Consider the following 22,280-nt stretch of genomic DNA (forward strand, 5'->3'; position numbering starts at 1 on the left):
CGTTCGTGTGGGGGTGGTGTGGGTCGGTGCCTGGTGGGGCGGTCCTTGGCTGGTGTTGTTCCGGTCTTTCGGCTGGTGGGCGGCTTGGCGGGTCGTTCGTGTGGGGGTGGTGTGGGTCGGTGCCTGGTGGGGCGGTCCTTGGCTGGTGTTGTTCCGGTCTTTCGGCTGGTGGGCGGCTTGGCGGGTCGTTCGTGCGGGAGTGGCGTGGGCCGGTACCCGGCGGGGCGGTCCTTGGGTCGACGCTGTCCCCGTCCTTCGGCTGGTGGGCGGCTTCGTCGGTCGTCCGTGCGGGACCGGCGTCGGCCGGGACCGGCGGGCCGGGTCCTGGGCCGACGCGGGCCCCGGCGGACCCCCTCCCCTCGGCACGGGGCTGCCCCGGTCGGTCCCCGCCGGCACGCGCTCGCGCGCCGACGTCACGCGTTGGTCGGGCCTTCACCCGGGCTGGACCGGGCCGGTCGACGCTGGCGGTGAGGCGGTGCCGGACGGAGCAGCCGGACCGGCGCGGCCCGGACCGAGGAGGCGGCATGCCGCTCGACGAGCACGAAGGGATACCGGCCCGCTGGCTGATGGTGCCGGCCGGCGTGGAGCTGGAGTTGGCCCCGCCGCCCCCGGCGCACGGGACGCCCCACCGCCGGACCGGCGACGGCTTCGCGGCCCACCCGGCGGCCTGCCGCCATTGCGGGGCACCCGGCGCCGGGGGCGACCCGGCCGAGGAGCTCCCGGCGGCCTGACCGAACCGCACCGTGTCCAGCCCCTGACACGCCGAGGAGGCCCGGGGCGACCCGGGCCTCCTCGGCGCCCCTCCGCCGTCCTCAGGCCGCGGAGGCCACCGCCACCCGCTCGTGCGCGGGGAAGTGCGGCAGGATGTACTCCGCGAGTTCCTGGACCACTTCGCCGGCGGGCCGGCGGCCGTACTTCAGGTTGAGGACGACGTGGTGCACGCCCGCCTCGCGCAGCCCCTCCAGGTGGGTGCGGAGGTAGCGCCGGCCGGTGCGGTAGCCGAGATGGATGGCGCTCGGGCGGGCGTCCGCGCGCTCGACCAGGTCGAGGTAGAGGGACTGGGAGAAGGGCTTGGCCGCGCCGCCCGCCTCCGCCACCGCCTTCCGCCACATCGCCGTGGTCCGGCGCTGCTGGATCAGCGGACGCGGATACATCAGCCAGCCGTCGGCGTGCTCGGCGATCCACGGCATGCTCTGCCGGCTGTGCCCCGTCACCAGCAACGGGATGCGCCCGCCGTCCGGCTTGGGCAGCACCCCGGCGTCCCGCAGTGTCCCGTACCGCGAGTCGACGGCCGGGAAGTCCTCCGACCACAGCCGGCGCAGCGTGGTCACCGCGGTGCGAAACAACTCCGGGCTGTCGTCCCGGTCGAGCCCGTACGCGGGGAACTCCACCCCCCGGTCCCCGGTCGCCGCGCCCAGCACCAGCCGGCCGCCGCTGAGCAGGTCCACCGAGGCGGCCGACTTCGCCGTATCGATGGGGTTGCGCAGCGGCAGCACCGTGGAGCCGGTGGCGAGCGCGATCCGGGTGGTACGCGCGGCGATGTGGGAGAGCCACACCCACGGGTCGTACAACTGGCCGGCGTCGCCGAACGACGGGTCCAGCAGCGGGATGTCCCGCACCCACAGCGCCGCGAAGCCGGCGCGTTCCGCCTGGAGGGCGCGGGCGCTCTGCTCGGTGACGTCCATCCGGGGCACCGGACCGTCGTAGGACTCCATCGGGAAGAACAGGCCCAGCGTCAGCCCGCCGGGGCGGAACACGCGCGCGTACCCGGGGCGCGAGGCGAACCGGGGGTCGAAGCAGGACATACGGCCTCCACATCGAGGTCCGCCCACCGCGACGGGACACCAGCCCTTCCGCCGCGGTGAGCGGACGTACCGACACCATCTCCGCGAGCCAACCTAGGCACCGGCCGACCGCGCCCCTGCCCGATCCGCGCACCGCACCTGGCCCGTCCGCGCACCGCCCCCCGCCGGCGCGCCGGCGGGGGGCGGGTTCCCCGCCCGGCCCCGACCCGCCCGCTCCCGCACGCGCCGCTCCACCCCCTCCGCACGCGCCGCCCCCACCCCCTCCCCTCCCGCCTGCGCGTTTCCCGGGCCTTGGCCTCGCCTTGGACGGGTCGCCGGAGGCTCCTACCCGGCGGCAGGACCGTGGCCCACCGGCCCGCGGACCACCGCCACGCAGGAGTCAACCGCACAGACACGGACCGCGGCCGGATCACCGGGACCGGTCGACCGAATGGCGATGGGGGACGTGATGCAGACGAGGTTGCAGGAGCGCGCCAGGGGCATGGAGCCGACCGGTCCGGCGCGGACGACGGCCCGGGACGGCGTGCTGGAGGAACTGGTCGGAGTGGTCTTCGAGTCCCTGCCCCGCAGCGACCAGCGGCGCCGCGGCATGGAGTACGTCCAGGGACTGCTCGGCGTGCAGGGCCGCAAGTCCATACGGAACATCTCGTCGCTCTTCGGCGGCGAGGCGGCCGAACAGAGCCTGCACCACTTCATCAGCGGTTCCACCTGGGACTGGGGTCCCGTCCGCCGCGCCCTCGCCCGGCACCTGGAGGAGCTGTCCCCGGCCCGCGCCTACGTACTGCGGCCGATGATCATCCCCAAGGCGGGCGACAGCTCCGTCGGCGTGGACCGCCGCTTCGACCCCGGCCGGGGCCAGATGACGAACGCCCAGCACGCGGTGGGCGTCTGGGCCGTCTCCGAGGAGCACAGCACCCCCGTCAACTGGCGGCTCTACCTGCCCGAGACCTGGCTGGACGACGAGACCCGGCGCCGGCAGGCCTCCATCCCGGAGAGCGCCGTGCCCGAGACCATGGACCAGTGCGGCGTCGAGGCCTACCTCTGCATCACCCGCGACTGGGGCCTGCCGGTGCGTCCGGTGGTCATGGACGCCCGCGAGTCCGACGTGCCCAGCACGGTGCGCCGCCTCCAGGCGGCGGGCGCGCCGCTGCTGCTGCGGGTCAGCGCCAACCTGCGGCTCTCCGCGACCGACCCCGGACTGCCCCGCTCCGTCGCCGAGACGGAGCTGACGGCACATCAGCTCATGCAGATGGCCCGGCCGTTGCGCCAGCCGGTCATCCAGCGCCGCCCCGACGGCCGGGGCGCCGCGCACGCCGCGCTGACCGCCGCCGTCCGGGTGCGGCTGCCCCGGCGCGCCGGCCGCCGCCCGTCCTGGTGCCGCGACCTGGTGCTGCTCGGCGTCGGCGAGAGCGGCGGGCGCTGGCCCGCCGAACTCTGGCTGACCGACCTGACCGACCTGCACCCCGCACAGCTGCTCCGGCTGAGCCGGCTGACCCGCCGCGTCGACCGGGACTTCGCCGGCATCGCCGAGCGGGTCGGCATCAAGGACTTCTCCGGCCGCTCCTTCAACGGCTGGCACCGCCACGCCACCCTCGCCTCCGCCGCGCACGCGGTAGCCGTCCTCTCGGGCACGGACGGCCCCGCCGCACCCCCCGCGAAGGTGTCCGCGTGAGCGCACCGCGCCCGCGGGACGGGCGCGGAGTGTAGAGGCGCCGGCGGCGGCTGTCAGCCGCCCTCGCACCCCCTCCGTCAGCTCCCCGGCCGGCCCGGCCCGGGAGCTGACGGACTCTGTTCGGCAGCTGACGTATTGCGCGGGCCCTCTTTGGCGACCCCGGAACCGGCGGCACACGATCGGCGGACCAGTCCTCCGAGTGCCTAGGAGCCCACCATGGCCAGCCAGCCGCAGGCCGCCCGAGAACGGCGAGGCGCCCCCGCCGTCGTCCCGAGTCCGCCCCGCCCCCGCGCCGCCACCGGCTCCCGGGTCGTGGTGCGTACCACGGGCGGGCCGGTGGCCGGAGAACGCGCCGCCGGCGTCACCGCCTTCCGCGGCGTGCCCTATGCCCGGCCCCCGGTCGGCCCGCTGCGTTTCGCCTCCCCGCGCCCGCCGGTGCCCTGGTCCGGCGTCCGGGAGGCGGTCCGCTTCGGCCCCGTCTCGCACCAGCCCGCCATCCCGAACCGGCCCGTGCCGCCCGGCAGTGAGGACTCGCTCCACGCCAACGTCTTCACTCCTGCGACGACCGGCGCCCGGCCCGTCCTGGTGTACGTCCACGGCGGCGGCTGGCAGGCGGGCGCCGGCAGCATGCCCGCCTACGACGGCACCCGGCTCGCCGAACGCGGAGACCTCGTCGTGGTCACCTTCAACTACCGCCTCGGCGTCCTCGGGTTCGGCCTCCACGAGGAACTGACCGACCCCACCACCGGCCACGCCGCCAACTGGGGGCTCCAGGACCAGGTGGCGCTGCTGCGCTGGGTCCACGACAACGCCGCGGCCTTCGGCGGCGACCCCGAGAACATCACCGTGTGCGGCACCTCCGCGGGCGGCGCCGCCGCCTGGCAGCTCTCCCTGCTGCCCGCGCTGCGCGGCCTGATCCGGCGCCTGGTCTGCGTCAGCCCCAGCCACGTCACCGCGCCCGGCACCGCGCTGACCGCAGAGGACTCCCGTACCGCCTACGCCACCGTGGCCCGCCGGCTGGGCACCACCATGGCCGGGCTGCGCGAGGTGCCCGTCGCGACGCTCACGGACGCCTGGGAGGACCTGTTCGCGCCCCCGCCGCAGGACCGGGTGGTCGCCAGCGGACGGTGGTACCGCGGGCCGGTCGTCGACGGCCGCACGATGCCGGCCCCCGACCACCTCCTGCCCACCCCCGACGTGCCCGTGCTCTCCGTCCACACCAGCACCGAGGGCTCCTTCTACACCGGGCCCGGCTCCCCGTATCCGCAGCCCTGCCCCCGGGACGACGCGGCACTGGTCGGCGCGGTGCGGCAGGTGCTGCGGCTGGCGGTCCCGGACGCCGACGACGCCCTCGCCCGCGCCTGCGCCGCCGCCTACCGGGCGGCCGCACGGGACGCCGGACTGCCCGGCGATCCCCGGTCGCTGTGGACGGAGATCTGGGGCGACGCCTTCTTCCGCCACCAGATCGTCCGCTTCGCCGACCGGCACGCCCGCCGGGGCACGAGTCCGCTGTACATGATGGAGTTCGCCCACCCGGCGCTGCCGCCGCACTTCGGCACCCCCCACGAGGCGACCTCGCCCTTCCTGTTCGGCACCCACCGGCTCCCGCAGTTCGCCGAGGTGTTCGGGGACGGGCCCGTGCAGCGGCTGCTCTCCGACGTGTTCGTGGACCTCGTCGCCGCGTTCGCCCGCACCTCGGTGCCGCACACCCCCAACACCGCCGACTGGCCCGCGTACACGCCCGACGAGCCCAGCACGCTCGTCCTCGGCGGCCCCGGCGTCGTGGAGGTCACCCGCACCCCGAAACTCGCCCAGCTCGGCTTCTGGGACACGGTGGGCTGGTCACCGGCCCCCTGACCCGTCGGCCCACCGCCCACGGCACCTGGGTACAGCCGGCCCACCGCCCACCGCCCACCGCCCACGGCCCCACCAGCCACCGCCCCGCCCCTCCACGACGGACCGGCCCTCGCGCCCGTCCGTCCCACCGGCCCCTTCCCAACCCTCCCGGACGTCCCACCGACCCTTCCCGGCCCCTCCCGGGTGCCCCGACCCGGCGGGTCCCGCGCCGACCCCGTCGGTCCCGCGAACCCTCGCCGGCCCTTCTGCCGCCGCCACCCTCTCCGCACCGCCGACGCCCTACCCACCCATGTCCGAACGCGGCCGTGCCGTGCCGCCCACCGTCCCTGTCTGGAGAAATCTGTGGACGACTCCCTTGTCGACATCGAACTGAAGATCGCCCCGCAGCAGCCCGAGTGGGACGACCCGGCCCAGGTGCGCCGGGTGCGCACCGACCTTGCGGGCCGGCCCGCGCTGGTCCGCGCCGAGGACGTACGCTCCCTGCGCCGCGCCCTGGCCGAGGTCGCCGCCGGCGAGGCATTCGTCGTGCAGGCCGGGGACTGCGCCGAGGATCCCCTGGAGTGCACCGGCGGGCACGTCGCCCGCAAGGCGGCCGTGCTCGACCTGCTCGCCGGGGCGCTGAAGCTGATCACCAGCAAGCCGGTGATCCGGGTCGGCCGCATCGCCGGACAGTTCACCAAACCCCGCTCGCAGAACACCGAGCGGGTCGGCGACCTCGAACTGCCCGTCTACCGCGGCCACATGGTCAACGACCCGGTACCCACCCCCGAGGGGCGCCGCCCCGACCCGCTGCGCCTGCTGACCGGTTACATGGCGGCCGACGACATCATGGGCCACCTCGGCTGGCGGGGGACCGGCCCCGAAGTCCGCCTCGACCCCACCGTCTGGACCAGCCACGAGGCGCTCCTGCTCGACTACGAGGTTCCGCTGCTGCGCCGCGAGGACGACGGCCTGCTGCTGTCCTCCACGCACTGGCCCTGGATCGGCGAGCGCACCAGACGGTCCGAGGGCGCGCACGTGGCCCTGCTCGCCGGTGTCGTCAACCCGGTGTCCTGCAAGGTCGGTCCGACCACCACCGTGGAGGAGGTGCTGGACCTGTGCCGGCGCCTGGACCCCCGGTGCGAACCGGGCCGGCTCACCCTCATCGCCCGGATGGGCGCCGACAAGGCCGCGGACGTGCTGCCGCCGCTGGTGGAGGCGGTCCGCGCGGCCGGCCATCCGGTCATCTGGCTCACCGACCCGCTGCACGCCAACACCGTCACCACCCCGAACGGCTTCAAGACCCGTTACGTGGAGGCCGCCGAGAGGGAGGTGGCCGCCTTCCGCAGGGCGGTCGTCGACCACGGCGGCGTCGCCGGCGGCCTGCACCTGGAGACCACCCCGGACGCGGTCACCGAGTGCGTCCCCGACGCCCGCTCGGCCCACCTCGTCGGCGACGCCTACGAGAGCTTCTGCGACCCGCGACTCAACGTCGGCCAGGCCATCTCCGTGGTCTCGGCCTGGCACGGGTGAGCCGCCCCGCACGTCCCGGCACCACCCCCGCGACCGCGAAGGAGAGGCACCACATGCACAGCGCACACGCAAGCGAAGGCGACACCCGCGACGACACCGCGAGCGGACTGGCCCTGGTCACCGGGGCGGCCGGCGGTATCGGAGCCGCCGTCGTCCGCACCCTGGCCGAACGCGGCCTGCGGGTCGCCGCCGTCGACCGGCACGTCGGCCGGCTCGGCGAGGAGGTCGCCAAACTGGCCGCCGACGGGCTGCCGGTGACCGCGCACGCCGCCGACGTCACCGACAGCGCCGCAGTGGAGGCGGTCGTCGACGAGATCGAGGCGACCCTCGGGTCCGTCGACCGGCTCGTCAACGCCGCCGGCGTCCTGCGGCTCGGCGAGGTGACCGCCTTCACCGACGACGACTGGACCAGCACCTTCGCCGTCAACACCACCGGCGTCTTCCACCTCTCGCGCGCCGTGGTGAGCCGCATGGTCCGCCGGGGCCGCGGTGCCGTCGTCACCGTCGCCTCCAACGCCGCCGCCACGCCCCGCTCGGGGATGGCCGCGTACGCCGCGTCCAAGGCGGCGGCGGAGATGTTCACCAAGAGCCTCGGCCTGGAGGTGGCCCGGCACGGCATCCGGTGCAACATCGTCGCCCCCGGTTCCACCGACACCCCGATGCTCAGCTCCATGTGGCACGACGAGTCGGGGCCCCGCGCCACCCTCGCCGGCAACCCGGAGGCGTTCCGGGTGGGCATCCCGCTGGGCAAGCTGGCCCGCCCCGCCGACGTCGCGGAGGCCGTCGCCTTCCTCCTGTCGGACCGGGCCTCCCACATCACCCTGCACACCCTGACCGTCGACGGCGGCGCGGCCCTCGGAGCGGCCTGAGCGGCGGCCGTCCGGGTCCCCCACTCCTCGCCCGCCCCCGCGCAGAGCACTCAGCCCCGCCCGAACTCCCCCACGCCGACCCACCCGCACCCGGCGGTCACCGCCGAGAGCGGACTGCCGAGAAAGGACACTCCCCACCATGGCCGGTCTTCCGACCATCGAGTCGTACCCGCTGCCGACCTCGCCGGACCTGCCGGCGAACACGGCGCCCTGGACCGTGGACCCCGACCGCGCGGTCCTCCTCGTACACGACATGCAGCGCTACTTCCTGGAGCCCTTCCCCGAGCCGCTGCGCGGCCAGCTCGTCGCCAACGCCGCCGAGCTGCGCGACCGCTGCGCCGCCCTCGGCGTCCCCGTCGCCTACACCGCCCAGCCCGGCGGCATGACCACGCACCAGCGCGGTCTGCTCAAGGACTTCTGGGGACCGGGCATGCGCCCCGCCCCCGCCGACCGGGCCGTCGTCGACGACCTCGCGCCCCGGGACGGCGACTGGCTGGTGACCAAGTGGCGCTACAGCGCCTTCCACCACACCGACCTGCTCACCCGGATGCGTTTCCACCAGCGCGACCAGCTCATCGTCTGCGGGGTCTACGCCCACGTCGGGGTGCTGATCACCGCCGTCGAGGCGTTCAGCCACGACATCGAGACGTTCTTCGTCGCGGACGCCGTCGCCGACTTCGACCAGGACCGGCACCGGATGGCCGTCGAGTACGCCGCCGCGCGCTGCGCCGTCGTCACCACCGCCAAGGAGGTCCTGGCATGACCGGCACCCGCGCCGGGCGCGCCCCCGGGTCCGACCTGCTCCAGGAGATCCTCGGCCCCACGCCTCCGCCGTTCGCCCTGCTGCACCGCCCGGAGGCCACCGGGCCCGGCGTCCTCGACATCCTGGTCGGCGACGTCTCCCTTCCCGGGACACTGGCCGGCATCCCCCTCGACGAGCCGTCCGGCACCCCCGGCGCGCCCCGCCACGAGGTCCTCGCCCTCGTCCCCTACCGGCAGATCGCCGAACGCGGCTTCGCCGGACACGACGACGGCACCCCCCTGGTGGCGCTCACCGTCACCCGGCAGGAGACCGCCCCCCTCGCCGCCGTCCTGCAACGCCTGCCCGACGTGCCGATCCGCACCACCGGCGCCCGCTTCGACGTGGACGACGACGCCTACGCCGAGACCGTGCGCCGCATCGTCACCGACGAGATCGGCACCGGCGAGGGCGCCAACTTCGTCATCAAGCGCACCTTCACCGTCGACATCACCGACTACACCCCGCACAGCGCCCTGACCTTCTTCAAGCGGCTCCTGGAGCGCGAGAAGGGCGCGTACTGGACGTTCGTCGTGCACACCGGCGAGCGCACCCTGGTCGGCGCCACCCCCGAGCGGCACATCAGCGTGGACGAGGGCACCGCGGTGATGAACCCGATCTCGGGCACCTACCGCTACCCCGCCTCCGGCCCCACCCTCCCCGAGGTCATGGACTTCCTCGCCGACCGCAAGGAGGCCGACGAGCTGTACATGGTGGTGGACGAGGAACTGAAGATGATGGCCCGGATCTGTCCCGGCGGCGGCCGGGTCACCGGACCCTTCCTGAAGGAGATGGCCCGCCTCGCCCACACCGAGTACTTCATCGAGGGCCGCACCACCAGCGACCCGCGCGTCATCCTCCGCGAGACCCTCTTCGCGCCGACCGTCACCGGCTCCCCGCTGGAGAGCGCCTGCCGCGTCATCGGCCGCTACGAGCAGCAGGGCCGCGGCTACTACAGCGGGGTCCTCGCCCTGATGGGCCGGGACGCGAACGGCGGTGCCGCGCTCGACTCCGCGATCTGCATCCGCACCGCCGACATCGACCGCGGCGGCACGGTCCGCATCGGCGTCGGCGCCACCCTCGTACGCCACTCCGACCCGCGTTCGGAGGTGGCCGAGACCCGGGCCAAGGCGGCCGGTCTGCTCTCCGCGCTGGAGGGGGAGGGGGCGGCACGGTTCGCGGCCCACCCCGAGGTGCGGCGGGCGCTGGAGCGGCGCAACGACACCATCGCCGGGTTCTGGCTGGCCGACCGGCCGCAGGTGCCCGCCGCCGGGCCGGCCGCCCTGCCGGCCGGCCGCCGGGTCCTGGTGGTGGACGCCGAGGACACCTTCACCTCGATGATCGGCCACCAGCTCGGCGCGCTCGGCCTGGAGGTGACGGTCCGGCGGTTCGACGAGCCCTACACGGTCGCCGGCCACGACCTGGTGGTCATGGGCCCCGGCCCCGGTGACCCGCGCGACCTGTCCCACCCGAAGATCGCCCACCTGGACGCGGCGATCGCGCGGCTGCTGCGGGAGCGGCGCCCCTTTCTGGCGATCTGCCTCAGCCACCAGGTCCTCAGCCGCCGCTTCGGCCTCGAGCTGGTGCGGCGCCCCTTCCCCAACCAGGGCGTCCAGCGCGACATCGACCTGTTCGGGCGGCGCGAACGCGTCGGCTTCTACAACACGTTCGCCGCCGCCAGCGGCGAGGACAAGGCGGAGACGGAGGCCGCCGGGGTGGTGGAGATCGCCCGGGACGAGGAGAGCCGGGAGGTGCACGCGCTGCGCGGGGCCCACTTCGCGTCGATGCAGTTCCACCCCGAGTCCGTGCTCACCCAGAACGGCGTCGGGATCACCGGCGGCCTGGTCCGCGGACTGCTGACCGGCCTGCCGCTCGCGCCCGCCGCATGACACCCGGCGGCCGGTCCGGGGCGGACGCCCGCCCCGGACCGGCCGCCATCTGACGCACTCCCCGGCGACCTGACGGGTTCGGCCGGCGGCCTTTGTCGCCGGCCCGTGCCCTCGGGAGCATCGGTTTGCGCGGGGAGGCCCGACACCTTCACGGAAGGGGCACGATCATGATCAGTACGGGTACCGCCAGGCACGGCCGGACGTCCGGCTCCATCGCCGTCCTGGGCACGGGCTCCTGCCTGCCCTCCCACGTCGTCGGCAACGACGAGGTGGGAGCCGCAGCCGGGGTCAGCGACGAATGGATACGGCGCAAGACCGGGATAGCCGCCAGGCGCCGGGCCAAGCCCGACGAGGCCACCTCGGACCTCGCCGTCGCCGCCGGGCGGGCCGCGATGGAGGCCGCCGGCATCACCGCCGCCGACCTCTCGCTGATCGTCGTCGCCACCTCGACGCCCGACCAGCCGCAACCTCCCACCGCCAGCATCGTCGCCGACGGCCTGGGCGCCGGGCACGGCGCCGCCGCCTTCGACGTCAACGCGGTGTGCAGCGGCTTCGTGTTCGCCCTGAACACCGCCCAGCACGTGCTGGCGGGTTCCGACTCGCCCTACGCGCTGGTCATCGGCGCGGACGTCTACTCCCGCATCCTCGACCCGGCCGACCGGCGCACCGCCATCCTCTTCGGGGACGGCGCCGGCGCCGTCGTCCTCGGCCCCGCCCGCCCCGGGCGCGGTCTGCTGGCCTCCCGGCTGGCCGGCTTCGGCGCCGAACGCGACCTCATCGAGGTCCCCGCCGGCGGCAGCCGCCGGCCCACCACCCCCGAGACCCTGGCGGCCGGGCTCCAGTACTTCCACATGAACGGGCGCGGCGTACGCGACTTCGTCACCGAGGTCGTCACCCCCGCCATCGGCACCTTCGTCGACGACGCCGGTTTCACCCCCGCCGACATCGACCACTTCGTGCCGCACCAGGCCAACGGGCGGATGCTCGACGACCTGTCGGCCACGCTCGGCATCGGCGCCGGCCGCACCCACTTCACCTACGAGGACTTCGGCAACACCGGATCCGCCTCGGTCCCCGTCACCCTCGACCACGCGGCCCGCTCCGGGCGGCTGGCCGACGGCGACCTGGTGCTGCTCGCCGGATTCGGCGGCGGCATGGCCATGGGCCTGTCGCTGCTGCGCTGGCAGCACCCCCTGCCCACCCACACCGCACCCACCGGTTACACCCACACCACCCCCTTCTGCTGAGGAGACGGCGATGCAGGACGGCATCATGGACGCGTACCTCGACCGGATCGGCGCCACCCGCCCCGACCGCCCCGACCTGGCGGGCCTCCGTCACCTGATGGAGCGACACCTGCTGTCGGTGCCCTTCGAGAACCTCGACTACCACCTGGGCGAGGACATCTTCATGGACGAACGGGTCCTGGAGAAGATCGTCACCAAGAACCGCGGCGGCGGCTGCTACGAGGTCAACCCCGCCCTGTCTTTCCTGCTGACCTCGCTCGGATACGAGGTCGACATCCTGCCCGGCTGGGTGCACCGGCCCGGCGGGCTCCTGGGCCCCTTCCAGGGCCATCTGGCGCTGCGCGTCAAGGCCGACGGCCGCGACTGGCTGGTCGACGTCGGCTTCGGCCGCAACAGCCGCTTCCCGCTGGACCTGTCCTCCCGCGAGACCCAGCAGGACCCGCACGGCGAGTACCGCCTCCAGGACGCCGGAGACGGGGCCGTCGACGTGTACCTCAACGGCAACCCGCTCTACCGGGTCTCCGACCGGCCGGTGCGCATCGAGGACTTCGCGCCGACCCTGTGGTGGTACCGCACCTCGCCCGACTCCTCGTTCCTCCAGGCCCTGTTCTGCTCCATCCGCACCCCCGACGGCCTGGTCACCCTCAAGGGCAACACCCAGATGAGCAGGGTCGCCGGGAGCGAGCGGTCCAAGCACACGCTGGCGAGCGAGGAGGAGTCGTTCGAGGCGTACCGGACCCACTTCGGCATCAGCCTGGACAAGCTGCCCGAGGAGCCCGCCGGGGGCGTCACCGCCGGCGTGCGGACGGAATGAGCACGATGAGCGAGAACCTCACCGGCGCCGACGTCGACGTGCTCGTCGTCGGCGCCGGGCCGACCGGACTGCTGACCGCGGTGGAACTGATGCGCCGCGGCGTACGGGTGCGGGTGATCGACCGCAACCTGGAACCGTCGACCACTCCCAAGGCACTGTCCGTGTGGCCCCGCGCCCTGGACATCCTGGAGGACGCCGGACTCGCCGACGCGGTGCGCCGCGAGTCCGCCCGGATCGACCGGCTCAGTTACTTCTCCGAACGCACCCCGCTCGCCTCCTTCGCGCTGAGCGAGGACACCGCCTGCCGGGTGCTGCCCCAGCACGTGACCGAACGGTTGCTCGCCGAGCGGTTCGCCGGGCTCGGCGGCAAGGTCGAGCGCGGGGTGCGGCTGCTGGCCCTGGAAGGGGTCGACTTCGCGGGCGGCGTCGGCTCGGGCGACGGTGTCACCGCCGTCGTCGAGACCTCCGACGGCGGCCTCGACCGCGTCCACGCCCCCTACGTGGTCGGTGCCGACGGCGCCGGCAGCGCGGTCCGCGGCCAGCTCGGCATCGGCTTCCAGGGCAGTACGTACGAGATGGCCTTCGCGCTCGTCGACGCCCGGACCGAGGGCGACCTGCCCGACGACGAGTGCCTGTTCTACCAGGCGCCCAGCGGGGCACTGGTGGTCGTACCGATGCCGGGCGGCGTCCACCGCTTCCTCTCCGTCATGCCCCAGGGCCGCCGCGAGGTCTCCCTGGAGATGATGCGGGAGATCGTGGACGAGCGGGGCCCGCGCGGGGTGCGGCTGACCGAGGCGGTGTGGCAGGCGGTGTTCCGGGTGCACGCCCGGCACGCCTCCGACTTCGCCGTCGGCCGGGTCTTCCTGGCCGGTGACGCCGCCCACGTGCACAGCCCGGCCGGCGGCCAGGGCATGAACAACGGTCTCCAGGACGCCCAGAACCTGGCCTGGAAGCTGGCCGCCGTCGTGCACGGCACCTCGCCCGCCTCCCTCCTCGCCACCTACGGCGCGGAACGTTCGGAGGCCACCCGGCAGATCGTCCGTGACACCGACCTGCAGACCCGGGCCTGGGTCGCGAACAGCCGGGCCAAGGTCGCGGCCCGGGACGCCGCGTTCAAACTGCTCGACCGCACCGGCGCCGTCTCGCGGTACTACACACCGGTCATGGCCGGACGGCGGCTGGCCTATCCGCCGCAGCGCGAGACCCAGCGCCCCTCCGGGTTCGCCGCCTGCCGGGTGCGGGGCCGCGTCCCGGGCGGACTCAAGGAGGGCGCCGTCTTCCCGCGGCGCCACGCCCTCGCGCACGGCATCAGCGGACCGGGCACCGACCCGCACGCCTGGACCCTGGTCCTGGCGCCCGCCTCGGACGCCTGGCGCGCCGAGGCCGGGCACGTCGCCGCCCGCTACGGCGAGCGGCTGCGCACGGTGGAACTGCGGCGCCGCGAGGCCGCCTTCGCCACCGGCTGCCGCAGCGCCGGCTACTGGCTGGTGCGCCCGGACGGGCACATCGCCGCCCACGGCCACCGGGCCGACCTCGGCCGTCTGGAGGCCGAGCTGAGGGTGGCGCTGCTGGCGGAGCCCCACAGCTCCTGACGGCCGGTCGCGGCCCGCCCGGCGGACGGGCCGCGACCACCCCGCACAACCCCTCCGACCTGCGAACACATCTACGCCTGCGCCGACTTGACGGATAACGGAGCGAGTCCTCCCGGCGGACATCCCGGATGCGTAATGTCCAGGACATGAAGCTGAGAGAGGGCGTGGAGTGGGCGGTGCACTGCTGCATCAACCTGTCCTGGATCTCCCCGGACCGGGCGGTGCCGGCGGCCAGACTGGCCGCGTTCCACGACCTGCCCACGGCCTACCTCAACAAGCAGATGAACGCCCTGGGACGCGTCGGCATCGTCGCCTCCCGCTCCGGCCCCCGCGGCGGCTTCCGCCTCGGCCGGGAACCCGAACGCATCACGCTGATGGACGTGGCGACGGCGATAGACGGCTCGGCACAGGCCTTCCTGTGCACGGGCATCCGCCACCACGGCCCGGCCGGCACCATCACCGGACCGGCCGCCGACCGCACCACCTGCACCGTGGCCCAGGCCTTCTCCACCGCTGAACTGGCCTGGCGGCGACAGCTCGCCGACCGTTCCATCGCCGAGCTCGCCGACACCGTACGGCGGGCCAACCCGGCCGCCCCGGACCAGGTACGCCGCTGGTTCGACCAACCCTGAACCACCTACCGCACTGATCCCGCACCGCTCCCGGAACCCCGTTCCGGAACCTCCCGACCTTCGGACCCCGTAGGGAAAGGCACAGTCATGCCGTCTTCGGCCACAGGCGTCGCCACCGAGACGCCCCGCCGGCGCACCGGACTCCTCCTGGCGCTGCTGGCGTTCGCCCAGCTCATCATCTCCATCGACTACAACATCGTCTACGTCGCACTGCCCGAGATCGGCGACGGACTCGGCTTCTCCGCCCAGAGCCTCCAGTGGGTGGTCAGCGCATACGCGGTGGCCTTCGGCGGGTTCCTGCTGCTCGGCGGCCGGGCCTGCGACCTGTTCGGACCACGCCGCATCTTCATCCTCGGACTCGCCCTGTACGGGGTGTCCTCCCTGGTCGGCGGCCTGGCCACCGACCCGGGCGTGCTGATCGCGGCCCGCGCGGTGCAGGGCGTCGGCGGTGCCTTCCTCTTCCCGGCCACGCTCACCCTGGTCTCCACCAAGTTCGCCGAGGGCAAGGAGCGCAACCGGGCCTTCGCCGTGTGGGGCACCGCGGGCGGCTCCGGCATGATCCTCGGCTCGCTGCTCGGCGGCGTCCTCACCGAGGCGTTCGGCTGGGAGTCGGTCTTCTACGTCAACGTCCCGCTCGCCGCCGTCGCCATCGCCGTCGCCATCCCGCTGATCGCCCGCGACCAGCTGGGCGGCTCCCGCCGCTCCTTCGACCTGGCCGGTGCGCTCACCTCCACGATCGGCACCACCTCCGTCGTCTTCGCCCTGGTCCAGGGCCCGGAGTCGGGCTGGGGCTCGGCCGAGATCGTCGGCGCCTTCCTCTTCGGCGCGGCGCTGCTCGTCGCCTTCCTGCTCATCGAGAAGCGCAGCAGCGACCCGCTGATGCCGCTGCGCCTGTTCCGCAACCGCAACCTCAGCACCGGCGCCGGCGTCACCTTCTTCTACATGGCGACCTTCGGCACCCTGCTGTACTTCCTGACCGTCTACTTCCAGGGCGTGCACGGCTACAGCGCGCTGGAGACCGGCCTCGCCTTCCTCGTCCCGATGGTCGCCATCGCCATCGGCGCCCAGACGGCCGGCCGGCTGGCCACCAAGTACGGCCTGCGCGCCATCATGGTCGCCAGCCTCCTCGTGGGTCTCGTCGGCACCGTCATCCTCGGCTTCTCCCTGGCCACCGACGCCTCCTACGTCGCCCTGATCCCGGGCATGGTCGTCATGGGCCTCGGCCAGGGCGCCGGCTACACCCTGATGTTCGGCGCCGCCACGGTCGGCGTCGACCCGATGGAGCAGGGCATCGCCTCCGGCTGGGCCTCCACCACCCAGCAGATCGGCGGCGCGGTCGGCCTCGCCATCCTGGTCGCCATCGCCAACTCCGGCCTGGAGGGTGTCCAGGGCGAGGCGCTGCGCTCCGCCACCACGGACGGCCTGCGCACCGCGGTCTTCATCGCCGCGGCCGGCATCGCGCTGACCGCCCTGGTCGCCCTCGGCCTGCGCAAGCCCGGCAAGCCCGAGCCGGTCGCCCAGGGAGGTGCCACCGCCGCGACCGACGAGCCCCAGACCGCCCAGGTCTGACCCGCAGGACCCCGGCGCGCCCCCGACGGGCGCGCCGGTCACCGGACCCCCGCGCCGCACATCCCCCGCCGGCGCGGGGGTTCCGGCTTTTCTCCGCCCTTTGCGGCACCGTCAAACAACCCTGCGTGCAGTCGACTTGACGCATTGACGCGTGCCGTTTGGCTCGGCGGTCCCCGCGCTCGCAGCATCGATGTATGTCGAATTCATCGGTGGTCGAGGCGCCCTCGGCCACGTCGGGAAACGCACCGTTCGCCGCCACCGTCGCGACCGTGTCCGTCATGGGCGTGCTCGTGGTCGGCCAGATGTACGTGACCATCCCGCTCATGCCGCAGCTCGCCGACGCCTGGAGCGTGTCCACCGGCTCGGCCGCCGCCTCCACCACGGCGTTCGCCTTCGCCCACGCGGTCGGCTCGCTCGTCAGCGGCCCGCTCTCCACCCGCTTCGGGCGGCGCACGGTGATGGTCACCAGCGTCCTCGCCATGGCCGTCGTGACCGCCGTACTGCCCCTGGTGGGCTCGCTGGCCCCCGGCGTCTGCCTGCGGGCGCTCCAGGGCCTGTTCGCGGGCTCCTTCATCCCCATGGCCTACGCCTACCTCAACGCCCGCTTCGAGCCCCGCCGCGCCTCACTGGCGCTCACCGTCGTATCCGCCTGCATGGGCGCCACCGTGGTGATCGGCCAGGTCGAGGCCCAGCTCGTCGCCTCACTGGCCGGCTGGGTCTGGGTGTTCTGGGGGACCGTACCCCTGCTGCTCGCCGGAGCCGCCGTCTCCTGGCGGGTCCTGCTTCCCGAGGGGCGGCGGGAGACCGGCCCGGCGGGGGAGCGGAGCCGCTCCCCGCTCAGGGCCGCGCTGAGCCCGCGCGTGATCCCGCTGTACCTGGTCATCCTCGTGGGAGCAGGCAGTCTCACCGCCGCCTACACCGGCGTCCAGCTCTACGGGCCCGCCGACGTGGCAGGCGGTGGCGCACCCCTGCTGGCCCTGCGCGCCAGCGCCCTGCCCGCCCTGCTGGGCGCCGTGCTGATCGCCCCGGCCCTGGCCCGGGTCCCCGCCCCCCGCCGGGCCGTGGCCGCGCTCGCGGTGACCGCCGCGGCGATGCTGGCCGCGGCCCTGGGCGGCGACGACGCCGTGACCCTCGGCGCCGCCCTGTTCGCCTTCATGGCGGGCTTCTCCACCCTCGGCCCCGCGCTCATCCAGTCGGTCGGCGCGCGCGCCGGCGCCGCCGCCCAGACCACCGCCATCGCCCTGTACGGCTTCACCCTGAACGTGGGCGCCGGAGCCGGTGCCCAAATCGCCGCCCTCTTCGACCGGTTCGGCGACCTCGCCCTGTTCCTGGCGCTCGCCCTGGCGGTCGCCACCCTGGGCGTCGCCCGCAGGCCCCGCACGACCTGATGCACTCCGCGGCGACGCGTTGTCCGGCCCCCGCGCCGCGGACCACGATGCGGACAGTCATCCGAACGTCCCGCTTCGACAGCCACCGATCCTCACACCCGTACGCCCAGGGAGCGCCCGACCATGACCAACGTCGCCGTCATCTACTACTCGTCCACCGGTTCCACCCACCGTCTCGCCCAGGCCGCCGCGTCGGCGGCGGCGGAGCAGGGCGCCGAGGTGCGGCTGCGCCGGGTGCCCGAGATCGCCGCCACCGGCCGTCCCGGCTCCCAGGAGCACGCCGCGGAGGCCGCCGGGGTCCCCGAGGCCACCCTGGAGGACCTGGAGTGGGCCGACGCCGTGCTGCTGGGCTCGCCGGTCCACTTCGGGCTCGCCGCCCCGCAGCTGATGCAGTGGATCAACACGACCTCGTCGCTCTCCATCCACGGCAAGCTCCTCGACAAGGCCGTCTCGGCCTTCGCCTCGGGCTCCGCCGAGCACGGCGGCCAGGTGACCGCGATCCTCGCCCTGCACAACGCCATCTGCCACTGGGGCGCGGTCGTCGTCGCCACCGGCTCCGCCGACCCGGTGCTGTACGAGAAGAACAACGGCAACCCGTACGGCGCCAGCACCGTCGCGGGCGACCGGATCGGCTTCATCCACGAGGAGAACGCCGGCGCCATCGCCTACCAGACCCGCCGCACCATCCACGTCGCCGCCGCGCTCAAGGCCGCCCGCTCGGCGTCCGTGGCCGCCGCCTGACCGAGCCCGCGCGAGAAGGGAGCCCCCATGGCAGTCATCGACCCGGCCCTCCTGCCGGACACGTTCGTCGCGGCCTTCAACGCCAAGGACCTCACCGCCATCGACCGGCTCTTCGAACCCGGGGCGGTCCGGGTGCTGCGGCCCGGCGAGGTGGTCGTCGGCGACGGCCGCCGCGCGGCGACCAGCAGCTTCCTGGCGCTCGGCGTGCCGATCGAGATCAGCCTGCGCCACGCCTACGTCTACGACGACACCGCGCTGCTGATCGGTGACTTCGTCATCGACGGCACCAAGCCGGACGGCGAGCGGGTGCACATCGAGGGCACCGCCACCGACGTGGCCCGGCGCGGCCCCGACGGTCTGTGGCGCTACATCATCGACAACCCGCCCGGCGTGGAGAAGGCCGGCGGCTGAACACCCCTGCAGCCTCGGTGAGGAGGTCACCTGACGGACTATTGAATACCGCTGGCCGCTTCCGCCGCGCCCGCGCCAGGATGGGCAGCACAACGCCGGTAACGGCATCTGAGCACCCAATCCATGAGGGAGCGGTACGGCCATGACCAATGTCGCCATCGTCTATTACTCGGCCACCGGGAACATCCACAAGCTGGCTGTCGCCGCGGCCGAGGCGGCGGAGAAGGCGGGCGCCGAGGTCCGGCTGCGCCGGGTCGCGGAGATCACGGACGAGCCGCTCGCCCCGAACTACACCGAGTGGTCCGACGCCAACCGGGAACATTTCTCGGCCAGCCGGGACGTGCCCGTCGCCGCCATCGACGACCTCGACTGGGCCGATGCCGTGGTCTGGGGCACCCCGGGCCGCTACGGTCTGCTCGCCGGCCCGCTCAAGCACTTCATCGACCAGACCTTCGAGCTGCACGCCCGGCGCGGCCTGATGAACAAGGCGATGTCCGCGTTCACCTCGACCGGCACGCCGCACGGCGGCCAGGAGTCCACCCTCCTGTCGCTGAGCAACGTGTTCTACCACTGGGGAGCCGTCATCGTGCCGCCCGGCGTGACCGACGACATCCTGCTCACGCCGAGCAACGGCAACCCCTACGGGGTGAGCGCCACGTCGGGCCTCCAGGCCATCCCGGGGCATCTCGCGCAGAACGTCACCGACGACAACCTCGCCGCGGTCGGCTACCAGACCGTCCGCACCCTGAAGGTCGCCGAGGCGCTGAGGAAGGGCCTGGCCCAGGGCTGACCCCTCTGCCCCCCAGGGGCCGGACCGCGCCGCACCGGCACGGTCCGGCCCCTTTTTTTCGTGGCGCGAATCCAAGATGACGCATTTCCCTTTCCCGTCTTTCCGGGGTCGTCCGGAACGTGTGAACTTAGAGAGGGGAATTCCTGTTCATTCCTGTTCCATGTGACGGTTCTCGGAGGAAGAGTCCTGATGTTTATGGTCCCGAAAAGCAAGAAGTTCCTCTATCTCGGGGTGGTGTCCGAGCAGGCCGCGAAGAAGTACGGCGACACTCCGATCACCCTCGACCACGAGATGGACGCCTTTCCCGGCACGGGCCGGAAGTTCACCGTCTCGGAATTCGCCACCCTGGTGGCCGGCACCGCCGACCGGCTGTGGGCGGCCGGGGTGCGCCCCAGCGAAGCCGTGGCCGTACACAAGAACTCCAGCTTCGACATCACCGTGCTGGCGTGCGCCGTGGCCCGCATAGGGGCCGTGCCGGCGATGCTCTCCCCGCACCTGGACGGGGAGACCGTGGGCAAGCTCCTGGAGCGGCTGGAGCGGCCCACCCTGCTCACCGACGAGGCGAAGCTGACCGGCACGCTCGCGGGGCTGCCGCTGGGCGACTTGACCACGCGGGTCGTCACCGCGACCGGCTCCCACCCGGACGCCGTCGCCCTCGCCGACCTCGCCGGCGCGCCCGTGCGGCGGCCGGTGCTGCTCGCCCCCGACCAGCCCGCCCTCATGACCCACACCTCCGGGACCACCGGCGTCCCCAAGCTGGTGGTGCACTCGGCGCGTTCGCTGGGCGCCCGCGGCAACTGGCAGGACAAGGTCGTCTCCTTCATCCGCAAGCGCGAGACGGTCGCCATGCACGTCTCCTACGTGCACTCGCGGATGTACCTGGGTCTCGCCGTGCTCCAGTCGCGCGGCATGCCGATGGTGTTCATGAACGACGCCACCCCGGCCCACGTGGCCGACGTCCTCGCCGAGCACCGGCCGGGTGTGCTGGAGACCCACCCCAACTCGTTCCTGGAGTGGGAGGAGATGCTGGACGACCCGCGCCGGCCGATCTCCAACGTCAAGTACTTCAACAGCACCTTCGACGCCATCCACCCCAGCACCATGCACAAGTTCCTGCACGCCTCCGACCGCCGCAGCCCCGTCTTCCTCCAGGTGTACGGGCAGAGCGAGTGCGGGCCGCTGGCCGCCCGCACCTACCGGCGCCGCAACGCCCTGAAGGCCGACGGCCGATGCCAGGGCTACCCCACGCCGTTCATGACCAGGTACCGGCTGGTCTCCCGCGGCGGGCAGCGCCCCACCAAGGAGAACCCCGGTTACATCGACGTGGCGACCGCCGGGCGGGCCCTGACCTACTTCGGCGAGCAGGAGCGGTTCGACAAGCAGGTCGTCGGCGGCGAGTGGTGGCGCGGGGGAGACGTCGGCTACCGCACCAAGTGGGGCTGCCTGCACCTGCTCGACCGCGAGGTCGACGTGATCCCCGGCGTCGAGTCCACCCTGGAGGTCGAGGACGCGGTCCTCCACCGGCTGGACGAGCTGACCGAGCTGGTCGTCGTGCCGGGCCCGGACAAGAAGCCGGTGCCGGTGGTCTGCACCCGCGGCGACAAGCCGCTGGACGCCGCGCGCTGGCGGGCCGCGGTCGCCGACCAGCCGACCCTGGGCGAGCCCGTCCAGCGCCGGCTGTCCGAGCTGCCGCGCACCGCCACCGCGAAGATCCGGCGCCTGGAGCTGGCCCGTCAGCTCGCGGAGGAACTCGCCCCCGCCCAGTGACCCGCGCGTATTCCGTCCGCCGGACCCGCCCTGGAGCGGGTCCGGCGGAGGTGTGTCGCATCGATTTTCTCGATACGGCTTGGAAACCCGCATGCGGGTTTGTTCTCCTGGTGAGGGAGGACGGACCGACCGCTGTTGAAAGGGCTGACATGCCGAGTGACCGCATCCGTGTGGCTGTGATCCTGACGAGCGTACGCAAGGGCCGCTTCGGGCCCACGATCGCGAACTGGTTCGTCGGCACGGCCGACCAGCGCGACGACGTCGAGGTCGACCTGATCGACCTGGCGAACTTCCCCCTGCCCACCGCTCTGACCGACGAGCCCTCGCCCGAGGTCGCCGAGGTGCTCGCCGCCTTCTCGGCCCGCCTGCACGCCGCCGACGGCTTCGTGGTCGTGACCCCGGAGTACAACCACAGCTTCCCGGCCTCGCTGAAGGCCGCCGTGGACTGGACCCAGAACGAGTGGCACGCCAAGCCGGTCGGCTTCGTCGGCTACGGCGGTCTCGCCGGCGGCCTGCGCGCCGTCCAGCAGCTGCGCCACATCTTCAACGAGCTGCACGCCGTCACCGTCCGGGACGCCGTCAGCTTCCACGGCCCCTGGGGGCAGTTCGACGCGGAGGGCAACCTCAACGACGGCGCCGACGCCGAGGCCGCGGCCAAGGTCCTCTGGGACAAGCTGACCTGGTGGGCGCAGGCCACGAAGGAGGCGCGGGCCAAGCGCCCGTACGACAGCTGACGGGCCGGCCCGGCACGCACCGGGCCCCGCCCGCTCCGGCCACCGCCGCGCGCGCCGCGCTCCCCATCCCGGGGCGCCGCCGTACCCGCCGTCCGTCCGCGCCCCATCCCCGGCGCGGCCCCGGCCGGCCGCCCGACCACCCCCGTACCGCGGACCGCGTTCCACCCCTCGCGCGGTCCGCGCAGGACCCCG

General features: G+C 73.8%; 19 protein-coding genes. 18 read left to right on the plus strand and 1 reads right to left on the minus strand.

Annotated features, from left to right (window positions below; genetic code table 11):
• The first annotated feature begins 524 nt into the window (after positions 1–524).
• Positions 525–731, plus strand: a complete 207-nt coding sequence (locus AB0P07_RS11115) for a hypothetical protein (protein WP_365548313.1) — start codon at positions 525–527, stop codon at positions 729–731.
• 81 nt (positions 732–812) lie between these two features.
• Here the strand turns inward: AB0P07_RS11115 and AB0P07_RS11120 are convergent, their stop codons facing one another.
• Positions 813–1,805: an LLM class oxidoreductase gene (locus AB0P07_RS11120; protein ID WP_365548316.1), complete on the minus strand. Its 993-nt coding sequence runs from the start codon at positions 1,803–1,805 to the stop codon at positions 813–815.
• A 448-nt stretch (positions 1,806–2,253) separates the two neighbouring features.
• Here AB0P07_RS11120 and AB0P07_RS11125 point away from each other — a divergent pair, with 448 nt between their 5' ends.
• The 17 genes from AB0P07_RS11125 to AB0P07_RS11205 all read left to right on the plus strand — a co-directional run bounded on the left by AB0P07_RS11125 (position 2,254) and on the right by AB0P07_RS11205 (position 22,088).
• The gene (locus AB0P07_RS11125; RefSeq protein WP_365548319.1) at positions 2,254–3,477 is read left to right on the plus strand and encodes a transposase; all 1,224 of its coding nucleotides are present in this window, start codon (positions 2,254–2,256) and stop codon (positions 3,475–3,477) included.
• Positions 3,478–3,693: 216 nt separating this feature from the next.
• Positions 3,694–5,334 carry a carboxylesterase family protein gene (locus AB0P07_RS11130; protein ID WP_365548322.1) on the plus strand — a complete coding sequence of 547 codons (1,641 nt, stop codon included), beginning with the start codon at positions 3,694–3,696 and terminating at the stop codon, positions 5,332–5,334.
• A 342-nt stretch (positions 5,335–5,676) separates the two neighbouring features.
• Positions 5,677–6,846 carry a 3-deoxy-7-phosphoheptulonate synthase gene (locus AB0P07_RS11135; RefSeq protein ID WP_365548324.1) on the plus strand — a complete coding sequence of 390 codons (1,170 nt, stop codon included), beginning with the start codon at positions 5,677–5,679 and terminating at the stop codon, positions 6,844–6,846.
• A gap of 53 nt (positions 6,847–6,899) precedes the next feature.
• Positions 6,900–7,715, plus strand: coding sequence for a 2,3-dihydro-2,3-dihydroxybenzoate dehydrogenase (locus tag AB0P07_RS11140; RefSeq protein ID WP_365548327.1), 816 nt, complete (start codon positions 6,900–6,902; stop codon positions 7,713–7,715).
• A gap of 139 nt (positions 7,716–7,854) precedes the next feature.
• Positions 7,855–8,478: an isochorismatase family protein gene (locus tag AB0P07_RS11145; protein WP_365548329.1), complete on the plus strand. Its 624-nt coding sequence runs from the start codon at positions 7,855–7,857 to the stop codon at positions 8,476–8,478.
• Positions 8,475–10,403: an anthranilate synthase family protein gene (locus AB0P07_RS11150; RefSeq protein ID WP_365548332.1), complete on the plus strand. Its 1,929-nt coding sequence runs from the start codon at positions 8,475–8,477 to the stop codon at positions 10,401–10,403. Before AB0P07_RS11145 ends, AB0P07_RS11150 begins: the two co-directional genes overlap by 4 nt.
• A gap of 167 nt (positions 10,404–10,570) precedes the next feature.
• Positions 10,571–11,650, plus strand: a complete 1,080-nt coding sequence (locus tag AB0P07_RS11155) for a ketoacyl-ACP synthase III (RefSeq protein WP_365548335.1) — start codon at positions 10,571–10,573, stop codon at positions 11,648–11,650.
• 10 nt (positions 11,651–11,660) lie between these two features.
• Positions 11,661–12,464 carry an arylamine N-acetyltransferase gene (locus tag AB0P07_RS11160; protein ID WP_125628742.1) on the plus strand — a complete coding sequence of 268 codons (804 nt, stop codon included), beginning with the start codon at positions 11,661–11,663 and terminating at the stop codon, positions 12,462–12,464.
• A 5-nt stretch (positions 12,465–12,469) separates the two neighbouring features.
• The gene (locus tag AB0P07_RS11165) at positions 12,470–14,056 is read left to right on the plus strand and encodes an FAD-dependent oxidoreductase (RefSeq protein ID WP_365548338.1); all 1,587 of its coding nucleotides are present in this window, start codon (positions 12,470–12,472) and stop codon (positions 14,054–14,056) included.
• Positions 14,057–14,202: 146 nt separating this feature from the next.
• Positions 14,203–14,688 (plus strand): Rrf2 family transcriptional regulator, encoded by a 486-nt coding sequence (locus tag AB0P07_RS11170; protein WP_176153686.1) that lies wholly within the window; start codon positions 14,203–14,205, stop codon positions 14,686–14,688.
• A gap of 87 nt (positions 14,689–14,775) precedes the next feature.
• Complete coding sequence (locus AB0P07_RS11175) at positions 14,776–16,257, plus strand: MFS transporter (protein WP_365548341.1); 1,482 nt, start codon at positions 14,776–14,778, stop codon at positions 16,255–16,257.
• Positions 16,258–16,451: 194 nt separating this feature from the next.
• Entirely contained in the window at positions 16,452–17,645 is a 1,194-nt protein-coding gene (locus AB0P07_RS11180) for an MFS transporter (protein ID WP_365548342.1), read from the plus strand.
• A 123-nt stretch (positions 17,646–17,768) separates the two neighbouring features.
• Positions 17,769–18,386, plus strand: a complete 618-nt coding sequence (locus tag AB0P07_RS11185; protein ID WP_365548343.1) for an NAD(P)H-dependent oxidoreductase — start codon at positions 17,769–17,771, stop codon at positions 18,384–18,386.
• A 27-nt stretch (positions 18,387–18,413) separates the two neighbouring features.
• A complete protein-coding gene (locus AB0P07_RS11190) occupies positions 18,414–18,797 on the plus strand; it encodes a DUF4440 domain-containing protein (protein ID WP_365548344.1) in 384 nt (127 codons plus the stop codon).
• A gap of 142 nt (positions 18,798–18,939) precedes the next feature.
• Complete coding sequence (locus AB0P07_RS11195; protein ID WP_365548346.1) at positions 18,940–19,587, plus strand: NAD(P)H-dependent oxidoreductase; 648 nt, start codon at positions 18,940–18,942, stop codon at positions 19,585–19,587.
• A gap of 189 nt (positions 19,588–19,776) precedes the next feature.
• Positions 19,777–21,354 carry a class I adenylate-forming enzyme family protein gene (locus tag AB0P07_RS11200; protein WP_365548349.1) on the plus strand — a complete coding sequence of 526 codons (1,578 nt, stop codon included), beginning with the start codon at positions 19,777–19,779 and terminating at the stop codon, positions 21,352–21,354.
• 149 nt (positions 21,355–21,503) lie between these two features.
• The gene (locus tag AB0P07_RS11205) at positions 21,504–22,088 is read left to right on the plus strand and encodes an NAD(P)H-dependent oxidoreductase (RefSeq protein WP_365548352.1); all 585 of its coding nucleotides are present in this window, start codon (positions 21,504–21,506) and stop codon (positions 22,086–22,088) included.
• The last annotated feature ends 192 nt before the right edge of the window (positions 22,089–22,280 follow it).

Source organism: Streptomyces sp. NPDC085944, from assembly GCF_040686295.1.
GTDB lineage: Bacteria > Actinomycetota > Actinomycetes > Streptomycetales > Streptomycetaceae > Streptomyces > Streptomyces salinarius.

What these genes read in the sequence shown, in the direction of transcription:
- AB0P07_RS11115 (WP_365548313.1), top strand. Translation starts at nt 525, where the DNA reads ATGCCGCTCGACGAGCACGAAGGGATACCGGCCCGCTGGCTGATGGTG.
- AB0P07_RS11120 (WP_365548316.1), bottom strand. Translation starts at nt 1,805, where the DNA reads ATGTCCTGCTTCGACCCCCGGTTCGCCTCGCGCCCCGGGTACGCGCGC.
- AB0P07_RS11125 (WP_365548319.1), top strand. Translation starts at nt 2,254, where the DNA reads ATGCAGACGAGGTTGCAGGAGCGCGCCAGGGGCATGGAGCCGACCGGT.
- AB0P07_RS11130 (WP_365548322.1), top strand. Translation starts at nt 3,694, where the DNA reads ATGGCCAGCCAGCCGCAGGCCGCCCGAGAACGGCGAGGCGCCCCCGCC.
- AB0P07_RS11140 (WP_365548327.1), top strand. Translation starts at nt 6,900, where the DNA reads ATGCACAGCGCACACGCAAGCGAAGGCGACACCCGCGACGACACCGCG.
- AB0P07_RS11145 (WP_365548329.1), top strand. Translation starts at nt 7,855, where the DNA reads ATGGCCGGTCTTCCGACCATCGAGTCGTACCCGCTGCCGACCTCGCCG.
- AB0P07_RS11150 (WP_365548332.1), top strand. Translation starts at nt 8,475, where the DNA reads ATGACCGGCACCCGCGCCGGGCGCGCCCCCGGGTCCGACCTGCTCCAG.
- AB0P07_RS11155 (WP_365548335.1), top strand. Translation starts at nt 10,571, where the DNA reads ATGATCAGTACGGGTACCGCCAGGCACGGCCGGACGTCCGGCTCCATC.
- AB0P07_RS11160 (WP_125628742.1), top strand. Translation starts at nt 11,661, where the DNA reads ATGCAGGACGGCATCATGGACGCGTACCTCGACCGGATCGGCGCCACC.
- AB0P07_RS11165 (WP_365548338.1), top strand. Translation starts at nt 12,470, where the DNA reads ATGAGCGAGAACCTCACCGGCGCCGACGTCGACGTGCTCGTCGTCGGC.
- AB0P07_RS11170 (WP_176153686.1), top strand. Translation starts at nt 14,203, where the DNA reads ATGAAGCTGAGAGAGGGCGTGGAGTGGGCGGTGCACTGCTGCATCAAC.
- AB0P07_RS11175 (WP_365548341.1), top strand. Translation starts at nt 14,776, where the DNA reads ATGCCGTCTTCGGCCACAGGCGTCGCCACCGAGACGCCCCGCCGGCGC.
- AB0P07_RS11180 (WP_365548342.1), top strand. Translation starts at nt 16,452, where the DNA reads ATGTCGAATTCATCGGTGGTCGAGGCGCCCTCGGCCACGTCGGGAAAC.
- AB0P07_RS11185 (WP_365548343.1), top strand. Translation starts at nt 17,769, where the DNA reads ATGACCAACGTCGCCGTCATCTACTACTCGTCCACCGGTTCCACCCAC.
- AB0P07_RS11190 (WP_365548344.1), top strand. Translation starts at nt 18,414, where the DNA reads ATGGCAGTCATCGACCCGGCCCTCCTGCCGGACACGTTCGTCGCGGCC.
- AB0P07_RS11195 (WP_365548346.1), top strand. Translation starts at nt 18,940, where the DNA reads ATGACCAATGTCGCCATCGTCTATTACTCGGCCACCGGGAACATCCAC.
- AB0P07_RS11200 (WP_365548349.1), top strand. Translation starts at nt 19,777, where the DNA reads ATGTTTATGGTCCCGAAAAGCAAGAAGTTCCTCTATCTCGGGGTGGTG.
- AB0P07_RS11205 (WP_365548352.1), top strand. Translation starts at nt 21,504, where the DNA reads ATGCCGAGTGACCGCATCCGTGTGGCTGTGATCCTGACGAGCGTACGC.